Source organism: Stenotrophomonas veracruzanensis (assembly GCF_032911525.1).
Classification (GTDB): domain Bacteria; phylum Pseudomonadota; class Gammaproteobacteria; order Xanthomonadales; family Xanthomonadaceae; genus Stenotrophomonas; species Stenotrophomonas africana.
In genome coordinates, this window is the sequence record NZ_JAWJTI010000008.1 from 1 (window position 1) to 15017 (window position 15017).

At 69.0% G+C, this 15017-nt stretch carries 12 protein-coding genes; 9 read left to right on the top strand and 3 right to left on the bottom strand.

From position 1 onward, the window contains the following. Positions 1 to 169: 169 nt before the first annotated feature. Entirely contained in the window at positions 170 to 1690 is a 1521-nt protein-coding gene (locus tag R1H25_RS07990; RefSeq protein ID WP_317223270.1) for a thioredoxin family protein, read from the bottom strand. A gap of 128 nt (positions 1691 to 1818) precedes the next feature. Continuing rightward, entirely contained in the window at positions 1819 to 2268 is a 450-nt protein-coding gene (locus R1H25_RS07995) for a GNAT family N-acetyltransferase (protein WP_317223271.1), read from the bottom strand. A gap of 66 nt (positions 2269 to 2334) precedes the next feature. Between R1H25_RS07995 and R1H25_RS08000 the strand changes: the two genes are divergently transcribed. The 9 genes from R1H25_RS08000 (at position 2335) to R1H25_RS08040 (ending at position 13422) form a co-directional block, all read left to right on the top strand. After that, positions 2335 to 3270, top strand: coding sequence for a TIGR03571 family LLM class oxidoreductase (locus R1H25_RS08000; protein ID WP_317223272.1), 936 nt, complete (start codon positions 2335 to 2337; stop codon positions 3268 to 3270). A gap of 126 nt (positions 3271 to 3396) precedes the next feature. Next, a complete protein-coding gene (locus R1H25_RS08005; protein ID WP_032129991.1) occupies positions 3397 to 3708 on the top strand; it encodes a DUF3817 domain-containing protein in 312 nt (103 codons plus the stop codon). Positions 3709 to 3861: 153 nt separating this feature from the next. Further along, on the top strand, positions 3862 to 5058 hold the full coding sequence (locus R1H25_RS08010) for an MFS transporter (RefSeq protein WP_317223273.1): 1197 nt from the start codon (positions 3862 to 3864) through the stop codon (positions 5056 to 5058). Next, positions 5055 to 6248: an isochorismate synthase gene (locus R1H25_RS08015; protein ID WP_317223274.1), complete on the top strand. Its 1194-nt coding sequence runs from the start codon at positions 5055 to 5057 to the stop codon at positions 6246 to 6248. Before R1H25_RS08010 ends, R1H25_RS08015 begins: the two co-directional genes overlap by 4 nt. Beyond that, the gene (locus R1H25_RS08020; protein WP_317223275.1) at positions 6245 to 7897 is read left to right on the top strand and encodes an AMP-binding protein; all 1653 of its coding nucleotides are present in this window, start codon (positions 6245 to 6247) and stop codon (positions 7895 to 7897) included. The genes R1H25_RS08015 and R1H25_RS08020 overlap by 4 nt, the downstream gene beginning before the upstream one ends. Further along, a complete protein-coding gene (locus R1H25_RS08025) occupies positions 7897 to 8529 on the top strand; it encodes an isochorismatase family protein (protein WP_099559492.1) in 633 nt (210 codons plus the stop codon). The genes R1H25_RS08020 and R1H25_RS08025 overlap by 1 nt, the downstream gene beginning before the upstream one ends. Then, positions 8529 to 8786, top strand: a complete 258-nt coding sequence (locus R1H25_RS08030) for a phosphopantetheine-binding protein (protein WP_099498057.1) — start codon at positions 8529 to 8531, stop codon at positions 8784 to 8786. Before R1H25_RS08025 ends, R1H25_RS08030 begins: the two co-directional genes overlap by 1 nt. Next, a complete protein-coding gene (locus tag R1H25_RS08035; protein ID WP_317223276.1) occupies positions 8783 to 12673 on the top strand; it encodes an enterobactin synthase subunit F in 3891 nt (1296 codons plus the stop codon). Before R1H25_RS08030 ends, R1H25_RS08035 begins: the two co-directional genes overlap by 4 nt. Next, complete coding sequence (locus R1H25_RS08040; RefSeq protein WP_317223277.1) at positions 12664 to 13422, top strand: 2,3-dihydro-2,3-dihydroxybenzoate dehydrogenase; 759 nt, start codon at positions 12664 to 12666, stop codon at positions 13420 to 13422. Before R1H25_RS08035 ends, R1H25_RS08040 begins: the two co-directional genes overlap by 10 nt. Before the next feature lie 119 nt (positions 13423 to 13541). On the opposite strand, the gene R1H25_RS08045 is transcribed toward R1H25_RS08040, so the two are convergent. Further along, on the bottom strand, positions 13542 to 14999 hold the full coding sequence (locus R1H25_RS08045; RefSeq protein ID WP_317223278.1) for an esterase-like activity of phytase family protein: 1458 nt from the start codon (positions 14997 to 14999) through the stop codon (positions 13542 to 13544). Positions 15000 to 15017 lie beyond the last annotated feature (18 nt).

Consider the following 15017-nt stretch of genomic DNA (forward strand, 5'->3'; position numbering starts at 1 on the left):
CCCCCCCCCCCCCCCCCCGCCACTACCAGAACCCGCCTTTCGAACCTCATCGGCGCGCTGATGTATTGCCCGTGGGTTTACGGCGTGTCCCGGCCAGCGCCTTCCCCCGCCACAACCGATATCAACAAAAGCGCCGGCAGACGAACCAGCCGCCAGCGCCTTCATCAACTCAACTCAACCAATCCTTGCACGCACCATCCACCTGGTCGCCGCACGCCTGCTGCATCCGCTGCTGCAGCCGCGCCAGTGTCTCCGCACCCTGGTGCTTGCCGCTCCACGTCTTCAACTGCCCGGCCAGGCGCTCGAAGCGCTGACGGGTGCGCTGGTGGTAGCCCGAAGGCTGTGCTTCCAGTTCGGCGATCAGCGAGGCGGTGGCCTGCTCGATGCGTGGTGCGTCGTCCGGCGCCAGCTTCAGCAGGCCCTCTACGTACAGCACGCCCCACTGCACGCGGGTGGCCGGACCCTGCGCACCGTCGTAGGCACGCTTCAACCACTCCAGCGCCCCGGCGGTATCGCCGCGTTGCTCGGCCAGTTCGGCCAGCTCGGGCATGTAGTAGTACGGCTGTTCGCTGCGCTTCAGCTCGGCCAGCAACAGCGCCTCGGCACCCGCGTCGTCGCCAACCTCGCGCAGGGCATGGACCGCGCTGCTGATCGTGGCCTGGCGCGCATGCGCATCGGTGGCGGCGGCATCGGCAGCGGCCACGCGCTGCTTGACCCGATCAACCAGCGGCGCGGGCAGTGCACCCTCCGGCTGCTGCTGGCGGACCAGCGATACTTCGGTCAGCGCGCGCGACAACGCGTCGTCGGCGCGGTCGCCGCGCTCGGTGTCTGCCCGCTCCAGTGCGACCAGCAGCTGCTGTCCCAGCGTGTTGCTGGTGGCCGGCCCGGCACTGGCCTGCTTGACCAGCTGCACGCCTGCATAGCCGAGCAACTCGCGGTTGCGGCGTACTTCCGCCGGTTGCGCCAGCACTGCCTGCAGCAGTTCGCGTACTTCGGTGGGTGAGGCATCGGGCTTTTCGGCCGTCGCCAAGGCAAGCAGAGCGAAGCGGCGCTGCAGGGCGGCATCCGGTGCCGCCTTGGACAGCTGGCGCAGCACGTCCTGGCTCCTGCGCTCGCCGGCCAGGCGGTTGGCGTCCACTTCCCAGCCGTAGTCGCCCAGCACCTGCCAGTCTTCGGCAGCCAGCTTGCCCGGCGTCGCCAGCGCTGTGGCCAGGGTGGCGGCAACGGCACTGCGGCGGCCTGCGGCGACGGTCAGTGCCCGGGTCAGTTCGGCGGCGTCGTTGCCGCCGGCCACGCGGGTGATTTCGTTGCGCTGTGGGTCCAATACGATCAGGGTCGGATAGCCGCGTACGCCGAAGCGCTCGCCCCAGGCCTGCGCCCCTTCCTCGTCGCCATCCAGATAGACAGGAACGAATTTGCTGGTCAGCGCGATGAAGGCCGGATCCTTGAACAAGCCTGCTTTGAGCTGGTTGCACGGCGGGCACCAGACCGCGCCCCAGTACAGCAGCACCGGCTTGCCGCTGTCGGCGGCCTCGGCGAAAGCATCGTCGACATCGCCCTGGCGCCAGGCGATTGCCTTGGCCGGCGCGGGCGCCTCGGCGGAGTTGGCGGTGGAAACCGGGGCCGGGGTGCAGGCGCTCAGCGCCGAAGCCAGCAGCAACACGGAAAGCGCGACGCGCATCGGCAGCATCTCGAAGGGCAGGGTGACAGGCCATTGTAGGAACCGCCGGGGAGCTTGCTGATTCAGTTTGCTTATGACGGGCGTGCTGCATGGCATGACGCCCGCCCGGCATTGCCGGGCATACCCGGCGGATGCCTTCAGGCCGCTGCCCGCACCATCTGTTGATACACCAGCCCGTTGAACTCGCCGACGTCGCCGTCCAGCACGAAGCCATAGCGCAGGTAGGTCGGTACTGCATTGAGCGAGGCGCGCACGGTCAGGACCGGCGCGCGCACCTGTGGAAGCGCCGCCTCAAACAAAGCATGGCCGATGCCCTGGCCCTGGCAGGCGGGATCGACGAACAACATCGCAAGGTGCCGGCCTTCCTTCAGTTCGACCACGCCGACGACGCGGCCGTCCTGCTCGGCCACCAGGATGTGGTTGTCGCCGTGCAGGCGCGCGCCGAACGCTTCGGCTGCGGCGACACTGCCGAAGGTGGCGATGCCGGCCGCGCTGAGCGAAGGCGCGACCGCCGCAGTGAACGCAGCCAGGCACACCGCACTGATCGCGGGCAGGTCATCGACGTGGGCAGGGCGGATCATCGGCATGCAGTGTTCTTCCGGTAGTGGGCGGCGCGTCATCGTTGCCGCAGGCCTGCACGCTAAGCTGCGGGCATGAGTGATCTCAATCCTGCTTACGTTGCCTTGTTTCCGCAACAGGGCCTGAGCCTGGGCCTGATGACGCCTGTCGCCGCGCATGGACTGGCCGATCCGCACGAGGCGCGGCGCATTGCGCGACTGGCCGATGATCTGGGCTTTGCCGCATTGTGGACGCGTGATGTACCACTGATGGTGCCGCAGGGTCCGGACGCGACAGCAAGCGCGCTGGATGACCCGTTTCTGTGGCTGGGCATGCTGGCTGCCGCGACCGGACGCATCGTGGTCGGCAGCGCGGCCATCGTGCTGCCATTGCGGCAGCCGCTGCAGGTGGCGAAGTCGGCCTTGAGCCTGGACCGGATCAGCGGCGGACGCTTCGTGCTGGGCCTGGGTTCGGGCGACCGCCCGGAAGAATTCGCCGCCTTCGGTGAGGATCTGGAGGGCAGGGCGGCGACGTTCCGTGAGCGCTGGACGTTGCTGCGCGCGGCGTTGTCACCGGAGGCCGATGAGCGGAGCGCCGTACTGCAGGCCACGGGTGGCTTCGACGTGCTGCCGGCGCCGGCAGCGCGCATTCCGATGCTGGTGGTGGGTACCGCGCGGCAGAGCCTGCAGTGGGTCGCCCGCGAGGCCGAAGGCTGGGCCACCTATCACCGCGAGGAGGCTGCGCAGGAAGGACGCATCGGCCTGTGGCAGCAGGCGCTGGCGCAGCGCGGCGGACCAGGCAAGCCGTTCGTGCAGTCGATGCTGCTGGATCTGCAGGTGGATCCGCAGGCGCCAGCCGAGCCGCTGCCGCTGGGCCTGAAGGTTGGCCGCGATGGCCTGCGTGACTACCTGCTGCGCGTGCATGCGCAGGGCGTGGCGCATGTGATGTTCAACCTGGTCGATAACGGGCGACCGATGGACGCGGTGCTGCGCGAGATCGGGGAGCAGGTTCTGCCGCATATGCTCCGGTAGGTGGCCACCTGGGTGGGACACGTTCCAGCAGTCGAGCACGGCCCGACTCTACATGGGGTTCGCATCTGCGTATCATTCGCATTTGATACCCCGATGCCGGAGCCCCGCGTGACCCAACCTTCCCCCATGCACCCGACCGGACGTCTGTTCGCCGCGGTCGCTTTCATCGAGGCTGTGACCTGGGCCGGCCTGCTCATCGGCATGTGGATGAAGTACGGCCCAATGGCCAACGTGGCGCTGGTGAAGCTGTTCGGGCCCCTTCACGGCGTGGCCTTCCTGGTCTATGTGGCAGTCACCCTGTTTGCGGCAGTGCGCCTGCGCTGGCCGTGGTGGGCCAGCGCCCTGGCGCTGCTGGCGGCGATCCCGCCGCTGGTGACGCTGCCGCTGGAGTGGTGGTTCAAGCGCCGTGGCCTGCTGGGCCTGCGTGCGATGCGCTGAACCCGCTGTTGCATGCCCATTCAAGAGAATGGGTATCAAATGCAAATACGAGCCGTTATCATTTAAGGGTGGTGTCTGGTCCTGAGCGGGGCCGGTGCCGGGTGGGGCGCGCAGGTGCGCCCGCCCATCCTTTCCTGTTAGGGCTGGTGTTTCATGCATGCACGTCCCGTCGTTCCCGGCTTGCCGGCGCTGGTGTTGGCTGCCCTGATCGGCACCATGGCGATGATGTCCTTCGTCGCTGTGATCGGCCCGGTGGTCCGCATGCTCGGCCTGTCCGAGTGGCATGCCGGCCTGTCGGTCACTGCCGCAGGCGTGTTGTGGATGCTGGCCGCGCGCCCCTGGGGCCAGCTCAGCGACCGCATCGGCCGCAAGCGCGTGCTGATGCTGGCGATGAGTGCCTACACCGTGGTCTACATCGCGCTGGCGGTGTTCATCGACATTGCCTTGCAGGCGGTGCCGCCGGTACTGGTGTCAGTGCTGGTGCTGGTCGGCGCGCGTGGCCTGATCGGCCTGTTCTATGCGGCGGTGCCTCCTACCGCAGCCGCGCTCATCGCCGACAAGGCACCGACCGGCCAACGTGCGAAATTCCTCGCCCGCCTGGGCAGCGCCAACGCGCTGGGCATGGTGCTCGGCCCGGCCGCCGCGGGCTGGCTGGCCTATACCAACCTGTCGCTGGCGCTGTACGTGGCCGCGCTGCTGCCGTTGCTGGCACTGGCGTTGCTGGCCTGGCGGCTGCCGGCGACACCCCCGGCGGCGGCTGGCAACGCACAGCGCCGCACGCCGATGAGCCGCCTCGACGCGCGCCTGCGCCTGCCGCAGCTGGCGGCGTTCATCGCGATGGTCTCGGTGACCATCGCGCAGGTCACGGTCGGCTTCTTCGCGATTGATCGCCTGGGCCTGGATGCGGCTGCGGGCGCGCGCATGGCCGGCATTGCACTCACAACGGTCGGCGTCGGCCTGATCCTGGCGCAGGCGCTGGTGATGAAGCTGGAGGTACATCCACGCCGCTGGATCGTCCTTGGCGCCCTGATTTCCGGCATTGGCTTTGCCTCGGTGGCAGGCGTGCAGCAGGCCTGGCAGTTGCCGGCGGCGTATGCGCTGGCCGCGTTTGGCATGGGCTTCGTACTCCCCTCGTTCCAGGCGCTGGCCGCCGATGCGGTGGAGGGGCACGAGCAGGGCGCCGCCGCCGGCACCGTCGCTGCCGCGCAGGGGTTGGGCATGGTGGCCGGGCCGATGCTCGGCACGCTGTTGTATCGCGGCGGGCCAAGCCTGCCTTACCTGCTGGTCGGCGCGCTGCTGCTGTTGCTGTGCGCGCTGGCTGCAGCGCATCGGATGAAGGAGACCGCATGAACGATTCCCTGATGCAGGGCGTGTGGCCGGAGGCTGCGCCAGCGCCGCAGGAGAGCACCGACGACGCGTCGCTGTTCCTGTTGCAGCATGCGGGCCAGCACGTGCACGCACGCGGCTGTCGCGCCACGCTGCCGGCCGGTGCGCTGGCGACCTTGGCAGAGCGCGTTGCGGCGTTCTTTGCCCAGCAGCGTGGCGGCCCGGGCCTGCTGGTGGGGGCGGTGCCGTTCGAACCGCGTGCGGACGACGCGTTGTACCAGCCCGAGCGCCTGCTGCCGGCGCTGGCACTGCAGCCGCAGGCCGCACCGCCGCTGGACGGTTCCCTGAAGGCCGAGCCTGCGCCGCAGGACTATGCGTCAGCGGTTGCCGCGGCGGTGCAGGTACTGCGCGCGCCCGAACTGAACCTCCAGAAGGTGGTGCTGGCGCGCAGCCTGCTGGCGCGCACCCGCCAGGCGCTGTTCCCGGACGTGCTGCTGGCACGTCTGGGCGCGGATCCGTCGGTGGCGACCTACGCGGTGCCGTTGCCGGTGGAGCCAGGGCAGGCGCCAGCATGGCTGGTGGGGGCAACCCCGGAACTGCTGCTGCGCAAGCGCGGCGCCGAGCTGTTGTCGCATCCGCTGGCCGGTTCCGCGCGGCGCAGCGCCGATGTCGCCGAGGACGAGCGTGCGGCGCAGGCGCTGCTTGCCTCGACCAAGGACCACGACGAGCACCGCCACGTGGTCGAAGCCATCGTCGAGGGGCTGGCGCCGTACTGCAGCCACATCGATGCGCAGCCGCGGCCGGTGCTGCATGCCACCGCCAGCATGTGGCATCTGGGCACCCGCATCCACGCCACCCTGAAGGATCCGCAGACGTCTGCCGCCGAACTGCTGGCGCAGCTGCACCCCACGCCGGCGGTCTGCGGTACGCCGCGGTTGGCGGCGCTGCAGCGCATCCGCGAACTGGAGCCGGTGCCGCGTGGCTTCTATGCCGGCGCCGTGGGCTGGTTGGACGCGCAGGGTGACGGTGACTGGTACGTGGCGATCCGCTGCGCGCGCCTGCAGGGCACGCAGCTGCGCCTGTATGCCGGTGCCGGCATCGTCGCCGAGTCACACCCCGAGGCCGAGGTGGCCGAAACCGCTGCGAAGTTCGCTGCCCTGTTGAACGCGCTGGGTGTCCATGAATCCGCGCCCGCCATCGAGCCTGCCGCATGAGTACCTCCACTGACTCTTCCCGCCTGCCACTGCAGCAGGTGTGGCCCGACACGCTGGTGGCGCACTATCGCGAAGCCGGTCATTGGCGTGGCGAGACCTTCCCGGGTTTCCTGCGCGAGCGCGCAGAACGCTATGCCGATGACATCGCGGTGGTCGCCGGCGACGTACGCCTGAGCTATGCGCAGCTGTGGCACGAGGCAGGGCGCATCGGCGCGGGCCTGCTGGCGCTCGGCCTGCAGCCGGGTGAACGGGTGCTGGTGCAGCTGGGCAACACGGCAGGCTTCATCACCACGGTCTGCGGCCTGTTCCGCGCCGGGCTGGTGCCGGTGTATGCGTTGCCGGCGCACCGCATCACCGAGCTGGTCCACTTCGCCAACAAGGCTGAAGCGAGCGCCTACATCACCACCGCACTGCACGATGGCTTCGATCATCGCGGGTTGGCAAGGGCGCTGCAGGCCGAAGTGCCGGCGGTTCGCCATGTGGTGATCGACGGCGATGCGGCGGAGTTCATCGCGCTGGAGGCACTGCAGGGCGATCGCAGCCAGCTGCCGGCCGATCCGGACCCGCAGTCGGTGGCGTTCCTGCAGATTTCCGGAGGCAGCACCGGGCTGTCCAAGCTGATTCCGCGTACCCACGACGACTACATCTACTCGTTCCGCGCCAGCAATGACCTCTGCGGCATCGACCGCGACAGCGTCTATCTGGTCGCTCTGCCGGCCGCGCACAATTTCCCGATGAGTTCGCCGGGCTTCTTCGGCGCACTGTATGCCGGCGCCCGCGTGGTGCTCAGTCCCGGCCCCGGTCCGGACGCGGCCTTCCCGCTGATCGCCCGCGAGCAGGTGACCTGCTGTGGGCTGGTGCCGCCGCTGGCGTTGCTGTGGGCGCAGGCGGCTGCCACCAGCAAGCATGACCTGTCCAGCCTGCAGGTACTGCAGGTAGGCGGCGCCAAACTGGTGCCGGAGGCGGCGCGGCGCGTAATCGACGGCCTGGGCTGCACACTGCAGCAGGTGTTCGGCATGGCCGAAGGCCTGGTCAACTACACCCGGCTGGATGATCCGGAGGAACTGATCGTGGCCTGCCAGGGCCGGCCGATCAGTCCGGACGATGAAGTGCGCGTGGTCGATGACCATGACCAGCCGGTGGCCGAAGGCGAGGTGGGGCATCTGCTCACCCGTGGCCCGTACACCATCCGCGGCTACCACAACGATGCGGTGGCCAATGCGCGTTCGTTCACCGACGATGGCTTCTATCGCACCGGCGACCGCGTGCAGCAGCTGCCCGGAGGCTACCTGGTGGTGCAGGGCCGCGCCGGTGACCACATCAACCGTGCCGGCGAAAAGATCTCCGCCGAGGAGATCGAAGACCACCTGCTGGCACATCCGGGTGTGTTCGATGCCGCCGTGGTCTCCATTCCCGATGAGTACCTGGGCGAGCGCAGCTGCGCCTTCGTGATTCCGCAGGGCGAACCGTTCAAGGCGCCGGCGTTGAAGTCCTGGATGCGCGGTCGTGGCCTGGCGGCGTTCAAGGTGCCCGATCAGGTCGTGTTCGTCGACAGTTTCGATACCACCGCGGTCGGCAAGATCAGCCGCCGCGAACTGCGCGCGCAACTGCGTGCGCGTCATCTGCAACAGACAGGAGGAACGCGCTGATGGCGCTGCCCCGTATCACCGATTACCCCTTGCCGACCGCCGCCGAACTGCCGCAGGCGCGCGGCCCGTGGCGCCCGCGGCGCGATCGTGTCGCCTTGCTGGTGCACGACATGCAGCGCTACTTCCTGGCCGCATTCGACGCCGGCAACGCACCGCTGCGGCCGGCCGTGGACAACATCGCACGCCTGCTGGCGCATTGCCGCGCGCACGGTATTCCGGTGTTCTACACCGCCCAGCATGGCGACCAGGACCGCCGTGACCGTGGCCTGCAGGCCGACCTGTGGGGGCCGGGCATGCGCCGCAGCGCCGACCATGAACCGATCATCGAGGCGCTGGCACCGCAGCCGGGCGAGCACGTGCTGGTCAAGCACCGCTACAGCGCGTTCCAGCGCAGCAACCTGGAGACGCTGATGCGGGTGCGTGGCCGCGACCAGTTGCTGGTGACCGGCGTGTACGCCCATATCGGCTGCACCGCGACCGTGGTCGAGGCCTTCCAGCGCGATATCGAGGCCTTCATCGCCGCCGATGCGGTGGCGGACTTCTCGCGCGCCGATCACGATCAGGCGCTGCACTGGATCGCGCGCACCAGCGGGGTGCCGATGACCACCGACCAGCTGCTGGAGGTGCTGTGATGGCTGCCACGGGTGAGGTGCTGGATCTGGAGCGGATGCGTGCCGACGTGGCGCGCGTTCTTGAGTGCGAGCCAGCAGAGATCGGTGACGACGACAATCTGATCGACCTGGACCTGGACTCGATGCGCATGCTCGGCCTGGTCCTGGCCTGGGGCAACACCGGCCTGCCGCTGGAGTTCTCGCAGTTGGCCGAACACACCACGCTGCGCCAGTGGTGGAACGTTGTGCAGACGCTGCAGGCCGCGCAGAACGCATGAACGCCGTCGCGCTGGCCACGCCGGTGGCATTGACCGAGGCCCAGGCCGGACTGTGGTTCGCACAGCGGTTGGCACCGGACAACCCGTCATTCAATACCGCGCATGCGGTGTGGATCGACGGCCCGCTGGACGTGGCCGCGTTCGTTGCAGCGGCAGACCAGGCTGCGGGCGAGGCGCAGGCCTTCGCGCTGCGCTTTGCCGAAGGGGCCGATGGCCAGCCGCTGCAGTGGCATGACCCGGCACACGTGCCGCTGCTTTCGGTGCGTGATGTTTCCGCCGCGGCGGATCCCTCCGCTGCCGCACGCAGCCTGATGCACGCTGACCGGATGAGCCCGGTCGACCCCACCCGCGACCGGATCAGCCAGCAGGTGCTGCTTGAGCTGGGCGGGCAGCGCTGGGTCTGGTACCTGCGCGTGCATCATCTGGCCGCCGATGGATACGGCATGGCGCTGTTCACCGATCGCGTCTGCGCGTTGTACGCCGGCCGCATGGGTGAGCCACTGCCGGGGCTGGCGGGCGTGCTGGCCGATGATGCCGCTTATCGTGCCGACCCGCGCCGCACGCAGGCCGGGCAATGGTGGCGCGAGCACATGCAGGGCGCACCGGCAGGCGTGGGCCTGGCCGGCACGCTCGCGGCCAGTGACGACGCGCTGCGCCGGGTGCAGCCGCTCGATGCGGCCTTCCGTGAGCAGCTGCTGCAGGCCTCGGCACGTTGGCTGCAGCCATGGCCGGATGTGCTGGCCGCGTTGTCGGCCGAGTACCTGCGGCGGATGAGCGCGGCCGATGAAGTGGTGCTGGGCGTGCCCTACATGGGGCGGCTCGGCAACGCGTCAGCGCGGGTGCCGGCGATGGTGATGAATGTACTGCCGCTTCGCGTGGCGGCCGGCGAGGGCAGCGTCGAGGCCTTTACCCGTGGGCTGGGCCGGCAGCTCAGCCAGGGCCGCAAGCACGGCCGCTACCGCGGCGAGCAGCTGCGCCGGGACCTGGGCCTGGTCGGCGCGCAGCAGCGCCTGTACGGCCCGCTGGTGAATGTACAGCCGTTCTACAAGCCGTTGGCGCTGACCGGCGTGCAGGCCACGCTGGAGGTGCTGTGCACCGGGCCGGTGGATGACCTGACGCTGGGCTTCCGTGGCGACGGCCAGAGTCTGCTGGATCTGGAGATCGAGGCCAATCCCGCGCTGTACAGTCGCGAGGATGTCGAGGCGCATGCGGCGCGGTTGCTGCATTTCGTGTCCGCGGCAGTGCAGGCTGACGATATCGCAGCCGTGCCTCTGGCGACGCCCGTGGAGGCGCAGCAGGTGCTGCATGGTTTCAATGCCACCGCGCACGCGCTGCCGGAGACGACCCTGGTCGAGCTGCTGCAGCAGGGCATGGATCGGGACCCGCACGCGCCGGCGCTGGTGTTCGGCGACGCCGCTTTGGATTACGCAACGCTGGAAGCGCGCAGTTTCGCGCTGGCGGCACAGCTGCGGGCGATGGATGTCGGCCCGGGCAGCGTGGTGGCGGTGGCATTGCCGCGCTCGCTGGAGCTGGTGATCGGGCTGGTTGCGGTGCTGCGCGCAGGCGCGGCCTATCTTCCGCTGGACCTTGCCCATCCCGATGAGCGGCTGGCGCGTATCCTCGCCTCGGCACAGCCTGTGTGCGTACTGGCTGCTTCCGAGGTTTCGGCGCGCATGGCTGGCGTAGCGGTGCTCGCGCCGGAACAGTGGACCGCGCTGAGCTTCGCCGCGCCGTGGGCCGATCCTTCGCCCAGCGATGCAGCCTATGTGATCTACACCTCCGGTTCGACCGGCGAGCCCAAGGGCGTGGTCATCGAACACCGTGCCATCGTCAACCGCCTGCTGTGGATGCGCGAGCACTACGGCATCCGTGCCGACGACCGCGTGCTGCAGAAGACCCCGGCCACCTTCGATGTCTCGGTCTGGGAGTTCTTCCTGCCGCTGCTGTGCGGGGCCACCCAGGTGGTCGCCGGGCCGGAAGCGCACCGCGATCCCACTGAACTGGCGCGCTTGATCCGTGGGCATGGCATCACCACGGCGCATTTCGTGCCGTCGATGCTCGATGCCTTCCTCGCTGCGCCGGCCTCGGCGGGGCTGCAGCTGCGCCGGGTGTTCACCAGCGGTGAGGCGCTGGATGCCGCGTTGCGCGACCGTTTCCACACACGCGTGCACGCAGAGCTGCACAACCTGTACGGCCCGACCGAGGCGGCGGTGGATGTCAGCTACTGGCCGGCGTCGGCGCGGGATCGCTCGAGACCGGTGCCGATCGGGTTCCCGGTCTGGAACACCCGCCTGTACGTGCTAGACGCCCGGATGCAGCCGGTGCCGGTCGGTGTGGCCGGTGACCTGTACCTGGGCGGGGTGCAGCTGGCACGCGGCTATCTCGGTCGCGACGATCTGACTGCCGAACGCTTCATCGCGGATCCGTTCCGGGCGGGCGAGCGCATCTACCGCACCGGCGACGTGGCCCGTTGGCGGCGCGATGGTGCGGTGGACTACCTCGGCCGCAGCGACCACCAGGTGAAACTGCGCGGCCTGCGCATCGAGCTGGGCGAGATAGAGGCGGCACTGCGCGAACTGCCGGGCATGGAGCGGGTGGAAGTGCTGCTGCGCCAGGATGCCCCGGGAGACGCCCGGCTGGTGGCCTATGTGCCAACCGCGCTTGCCGGCGCCGTGACGCTGCGCAGCCACCTGGCCGCGCGGGTGCCGGACTACATGGTGCCCTCGGCGTTTGTCGGCGTGGACCACTGGCCGGTAACCGCCAACGGCAAGCTCGACCGCAACGCGTTGCCGAAGCCACCGCAACTTGAAGTCGTCGGCTTGGCGCCGCGCACGCCGTTGGAACAGGAACTCGCGTTGCTGTTCGCACAGGCGCTTGGGCGTGAGGCGCAGGTGGCGGTGGATGCGGACTTCTTCAGTCTCGGCGGTGACTCGCTGTCGGCGGTGCACCTGCTGCTGGCGATCGAGCAGCGCTGGCGCCGCGATCTGGGTCTGGGTGTCTTGTTTGCGCAGCCCACCGTGGCCGCGCTGGCGGTTCGTATTGCCGAGCCGCCGGTGCTGGCCGATCACGCACTGGGGCCGGTGATTGCATTGGCCGAGCCCGACGCCGCTGGTCCTTCGCCGCTGTTCGTGCTGCATCCGGCCGGGGGCATCGCCTGGAACTACCGCACCCTGGCCCGGGCACTGCAGCCGGCACGCCCGGTGTACGGCCTGCAGTCGCCGGCACTGGACGCGCGGCAGCCGCTGCCGAGCAGCATCGAGGCGATGGCCAACGACTACGTACAGCGCGTGGTCGCATTGCAGCCGAAGGGGCCGGTGCATCTGCTGGGCTGGTCGGTGGGTGGCATCCTCGCCCAGGCGATGGCGGTGCGCCTGCATGAGATCGGCCGCGACGTCGGCGAGCTGGTGCTGCTGGACGCCTATCCCAGCGAGTGCTGGCGGGCCGAGCCGGAACCCGATGCCATCGCCGCATTGCGGGCACTGCTGGCGATTGCCGGTCATGACCCGGATGCGCATCCGGAACTGGACAGCCGTGAACGCATTCTGGCGTTTCTGCGTCGTGGCGGCAGTGCACTCGGCAGCCTGCCGGATGTGGTTCTCGATGGCGTGGTGCGGGCCGTGACCGGCACCAATCGACTGATCCGCGAACACATCCATCAACCGTTTGACGGCACGCTGGTGCACGTCCGTGCGGGCCGGGATCACCAGGCGCGACCGCAGCTGCAGTCGGCGTTGTGGCGGACGCACGCGCGCAAGGTGCAGGCGCTGGAACTGCCGTTCCTGCATGCCGAATTGACCGGCCGCGATGCGGTGGCGCAGCTGGCACCGTGGTTGTCGGCGCGACTGCGCCAATGGGACGAGCAACAGGAGATCGCAGCATGCAGTTGACCGGTTTTGAAGGCCGCGTGGCGTTGGTGACCGGTGCTTCCGGCGGCATCGGAGAGGCACTGGTTCGGTTGCTGGCCGAGGCCGGCTGCACGGTGGTGGCGACCGATCGCGAGGCACCCATGGTCGTGGAGGCACGTGTGCAGGCATTTGCTCTTGATGTGACCGACAGTGCGGCTGTGGACGCGCTGGTGGACCGGGTAGAGTCCAGCATCGGGCCGATCGCGCTGGCCGCCAGCGTCGCCGGGGTGCTGCATTTGGGTGGCGTGACCAATACCACCGATGACGACTGGCGTCGGGTGTTCGCGGTCAATGCCGATGGCGTGTTCCATGTCGGGCGTGCACTGGCACGTGTGATGTCGCCGCGCGGCCAGGGCGCGATCGTTACCGTCAGCTCGAACGCTGCCGGCGTGCCGCGGCACGGCATGGCCGCCTACGCGGCATCCAAGGCCGCCGCCACGATGTTCACGCGCTGCCTCGGGCTGGAACTGGCGCCGCTGGGCATCCGCTGCAACATTGTCGCCCCGGGTTCAACGTTGACCCCGATGCAGACCGGTATGTGGCAGGACGAGCACGGTGCCGAGCGCGTGATCGCCGGCAGCCTGGAGACCTACAAGGCCGGCATTCCGCTGCGCAAGCTGGCCACGCCGGAAGACATCGCCCATTCGGTGATGTTCCTGCTGTCCGAGCAGGCCGGGCACGTGGCAATGAGTGACCTGTACGTCGACGGCGGCGCCACCCTGCGCGGTTGATGGCACTCCATCTGCGATGAAATGGATCGGGGGTTGTAGAGCCGAGCCCATGCTCGGCTGCTTTCTGCCTCAGCCGAGCATGGGCTCGGCTCTACAGAGAGCGTGACGTCTGTTCTTCGTCAAGGCAGCGTCAGGCGATAGACCAGCACGCGGTTGTCGTTGTCGTACGGGCTGTCGCAGGTCTGGCCCTGCATGCGGCAATGGCGGGCGATGAAGTCGTTGTCGTTGCCGATCAGCAGCAGTACGTCGTTCGGATGCTGCGGGTCCAGCGCCGGCAGCACGTCCATGGCTTCCCACTTTTCCGACAGCAGGCCGGCATGTGGGCCGCGCTTCGTGTCCAGATCCAGCCCTGCACGGGCCAGCTGCGGGCGGTCGAGCAGGTTCAGCAGTTCATCGCTGCGTGCGGGCACGATGCCGGCCTTCAGCGCGGTACCCGCCGGGTCGGCCAGCACCGAGGCGGTACCGGACTCATGGTTGCTTCCCGCCAGGTTGCTGGCATCGCCCACATCCACCAGCAGCACCGACTTGTAGACGATCGGGTCTTCGCCGTCCTTGCCCAGCCCGTTGCCGTCGCGGGCCAGCAGCAGGAAGCGATGGTCGTCCAGCGCGCGCAGCTCGCTCTGTGCGGCGGTGCGGTCCAGCTTGCCCTTGCCATCGTGCGCGTAGGCGGGCAGGGCCAGCACGTAATGGCCGATCGGCTGCTGTGGCGTCGGCGAGGCCGTCACGTCGTAGACCAGTACACGGGTGTTGATGCGGCCCGCCGCGTTGCCCTGAGCACTGTCCTGCAGCGTGGCGCTCTGCAGGGCGACGAACAGGCGGGTACCGTCGGGTGACAGGCCCATGCCTTCCACGCCCTGGTTGTTGCGCCGGCCGGTCTGCGGTGGCGCCAGTGAACCGAACGCCGGCTTGCCATCGCGCTGCGGCCTGATCGCAGGCGGTGCCACGATCACGCCCTGCAGGTGCCCTTGCGCATCGAAGTAGTAGACGTTGGCGGTGTACTCGTCGCCGATATAGAAGTGACCAGCAGCGGTGAACTGCAGCGATTCCGCGTCCAGCGACACCTTGCCCGCACCAGCGCCGCTGGCGGGCGAGGGCAGCACCACCTGGCGCTGGGTGACCGTGTGGTCACCGGGGTCGGCACCGGTGAACGGTTGCCCGTTGAAATCCTTCAGCACCACGCCCTTGTCGGGCACCATCGTAAGCGTGCCAAGCTCGGATTTACCCGGGGAAACGTCGATGCGCAGCTGCATGCGCTCCACTCGGCCGGTGTAGTCGTAGAACAGGCCGGCCTCGGGGTCGTTGCGGCCGCGGTCGGGCAGGGTCCACAGCACGCCTTCGTAGCCGTTGGCGGTGCGCTTCCAGGTGCCGGGCTGCACCGCCAGCGACGAGAACGAGCCCAGCGTGTCGCCCAGGAAGTCCACCGTGCCCGCCGGCAGCCGCCCGGCGGCGACCAGGCCTTTGTCGACATAGGTACGACCGCCCAGCTGCAGGGTGCGTGGTTGTGCACCCGTTGCCTCGTGCGGAGCGGCGTATCCGCTGGCGGAGAGCGTGGCCAGCAGCAGGGCGGTGGCGAGCATCGGTGGACTCCGGGGCGA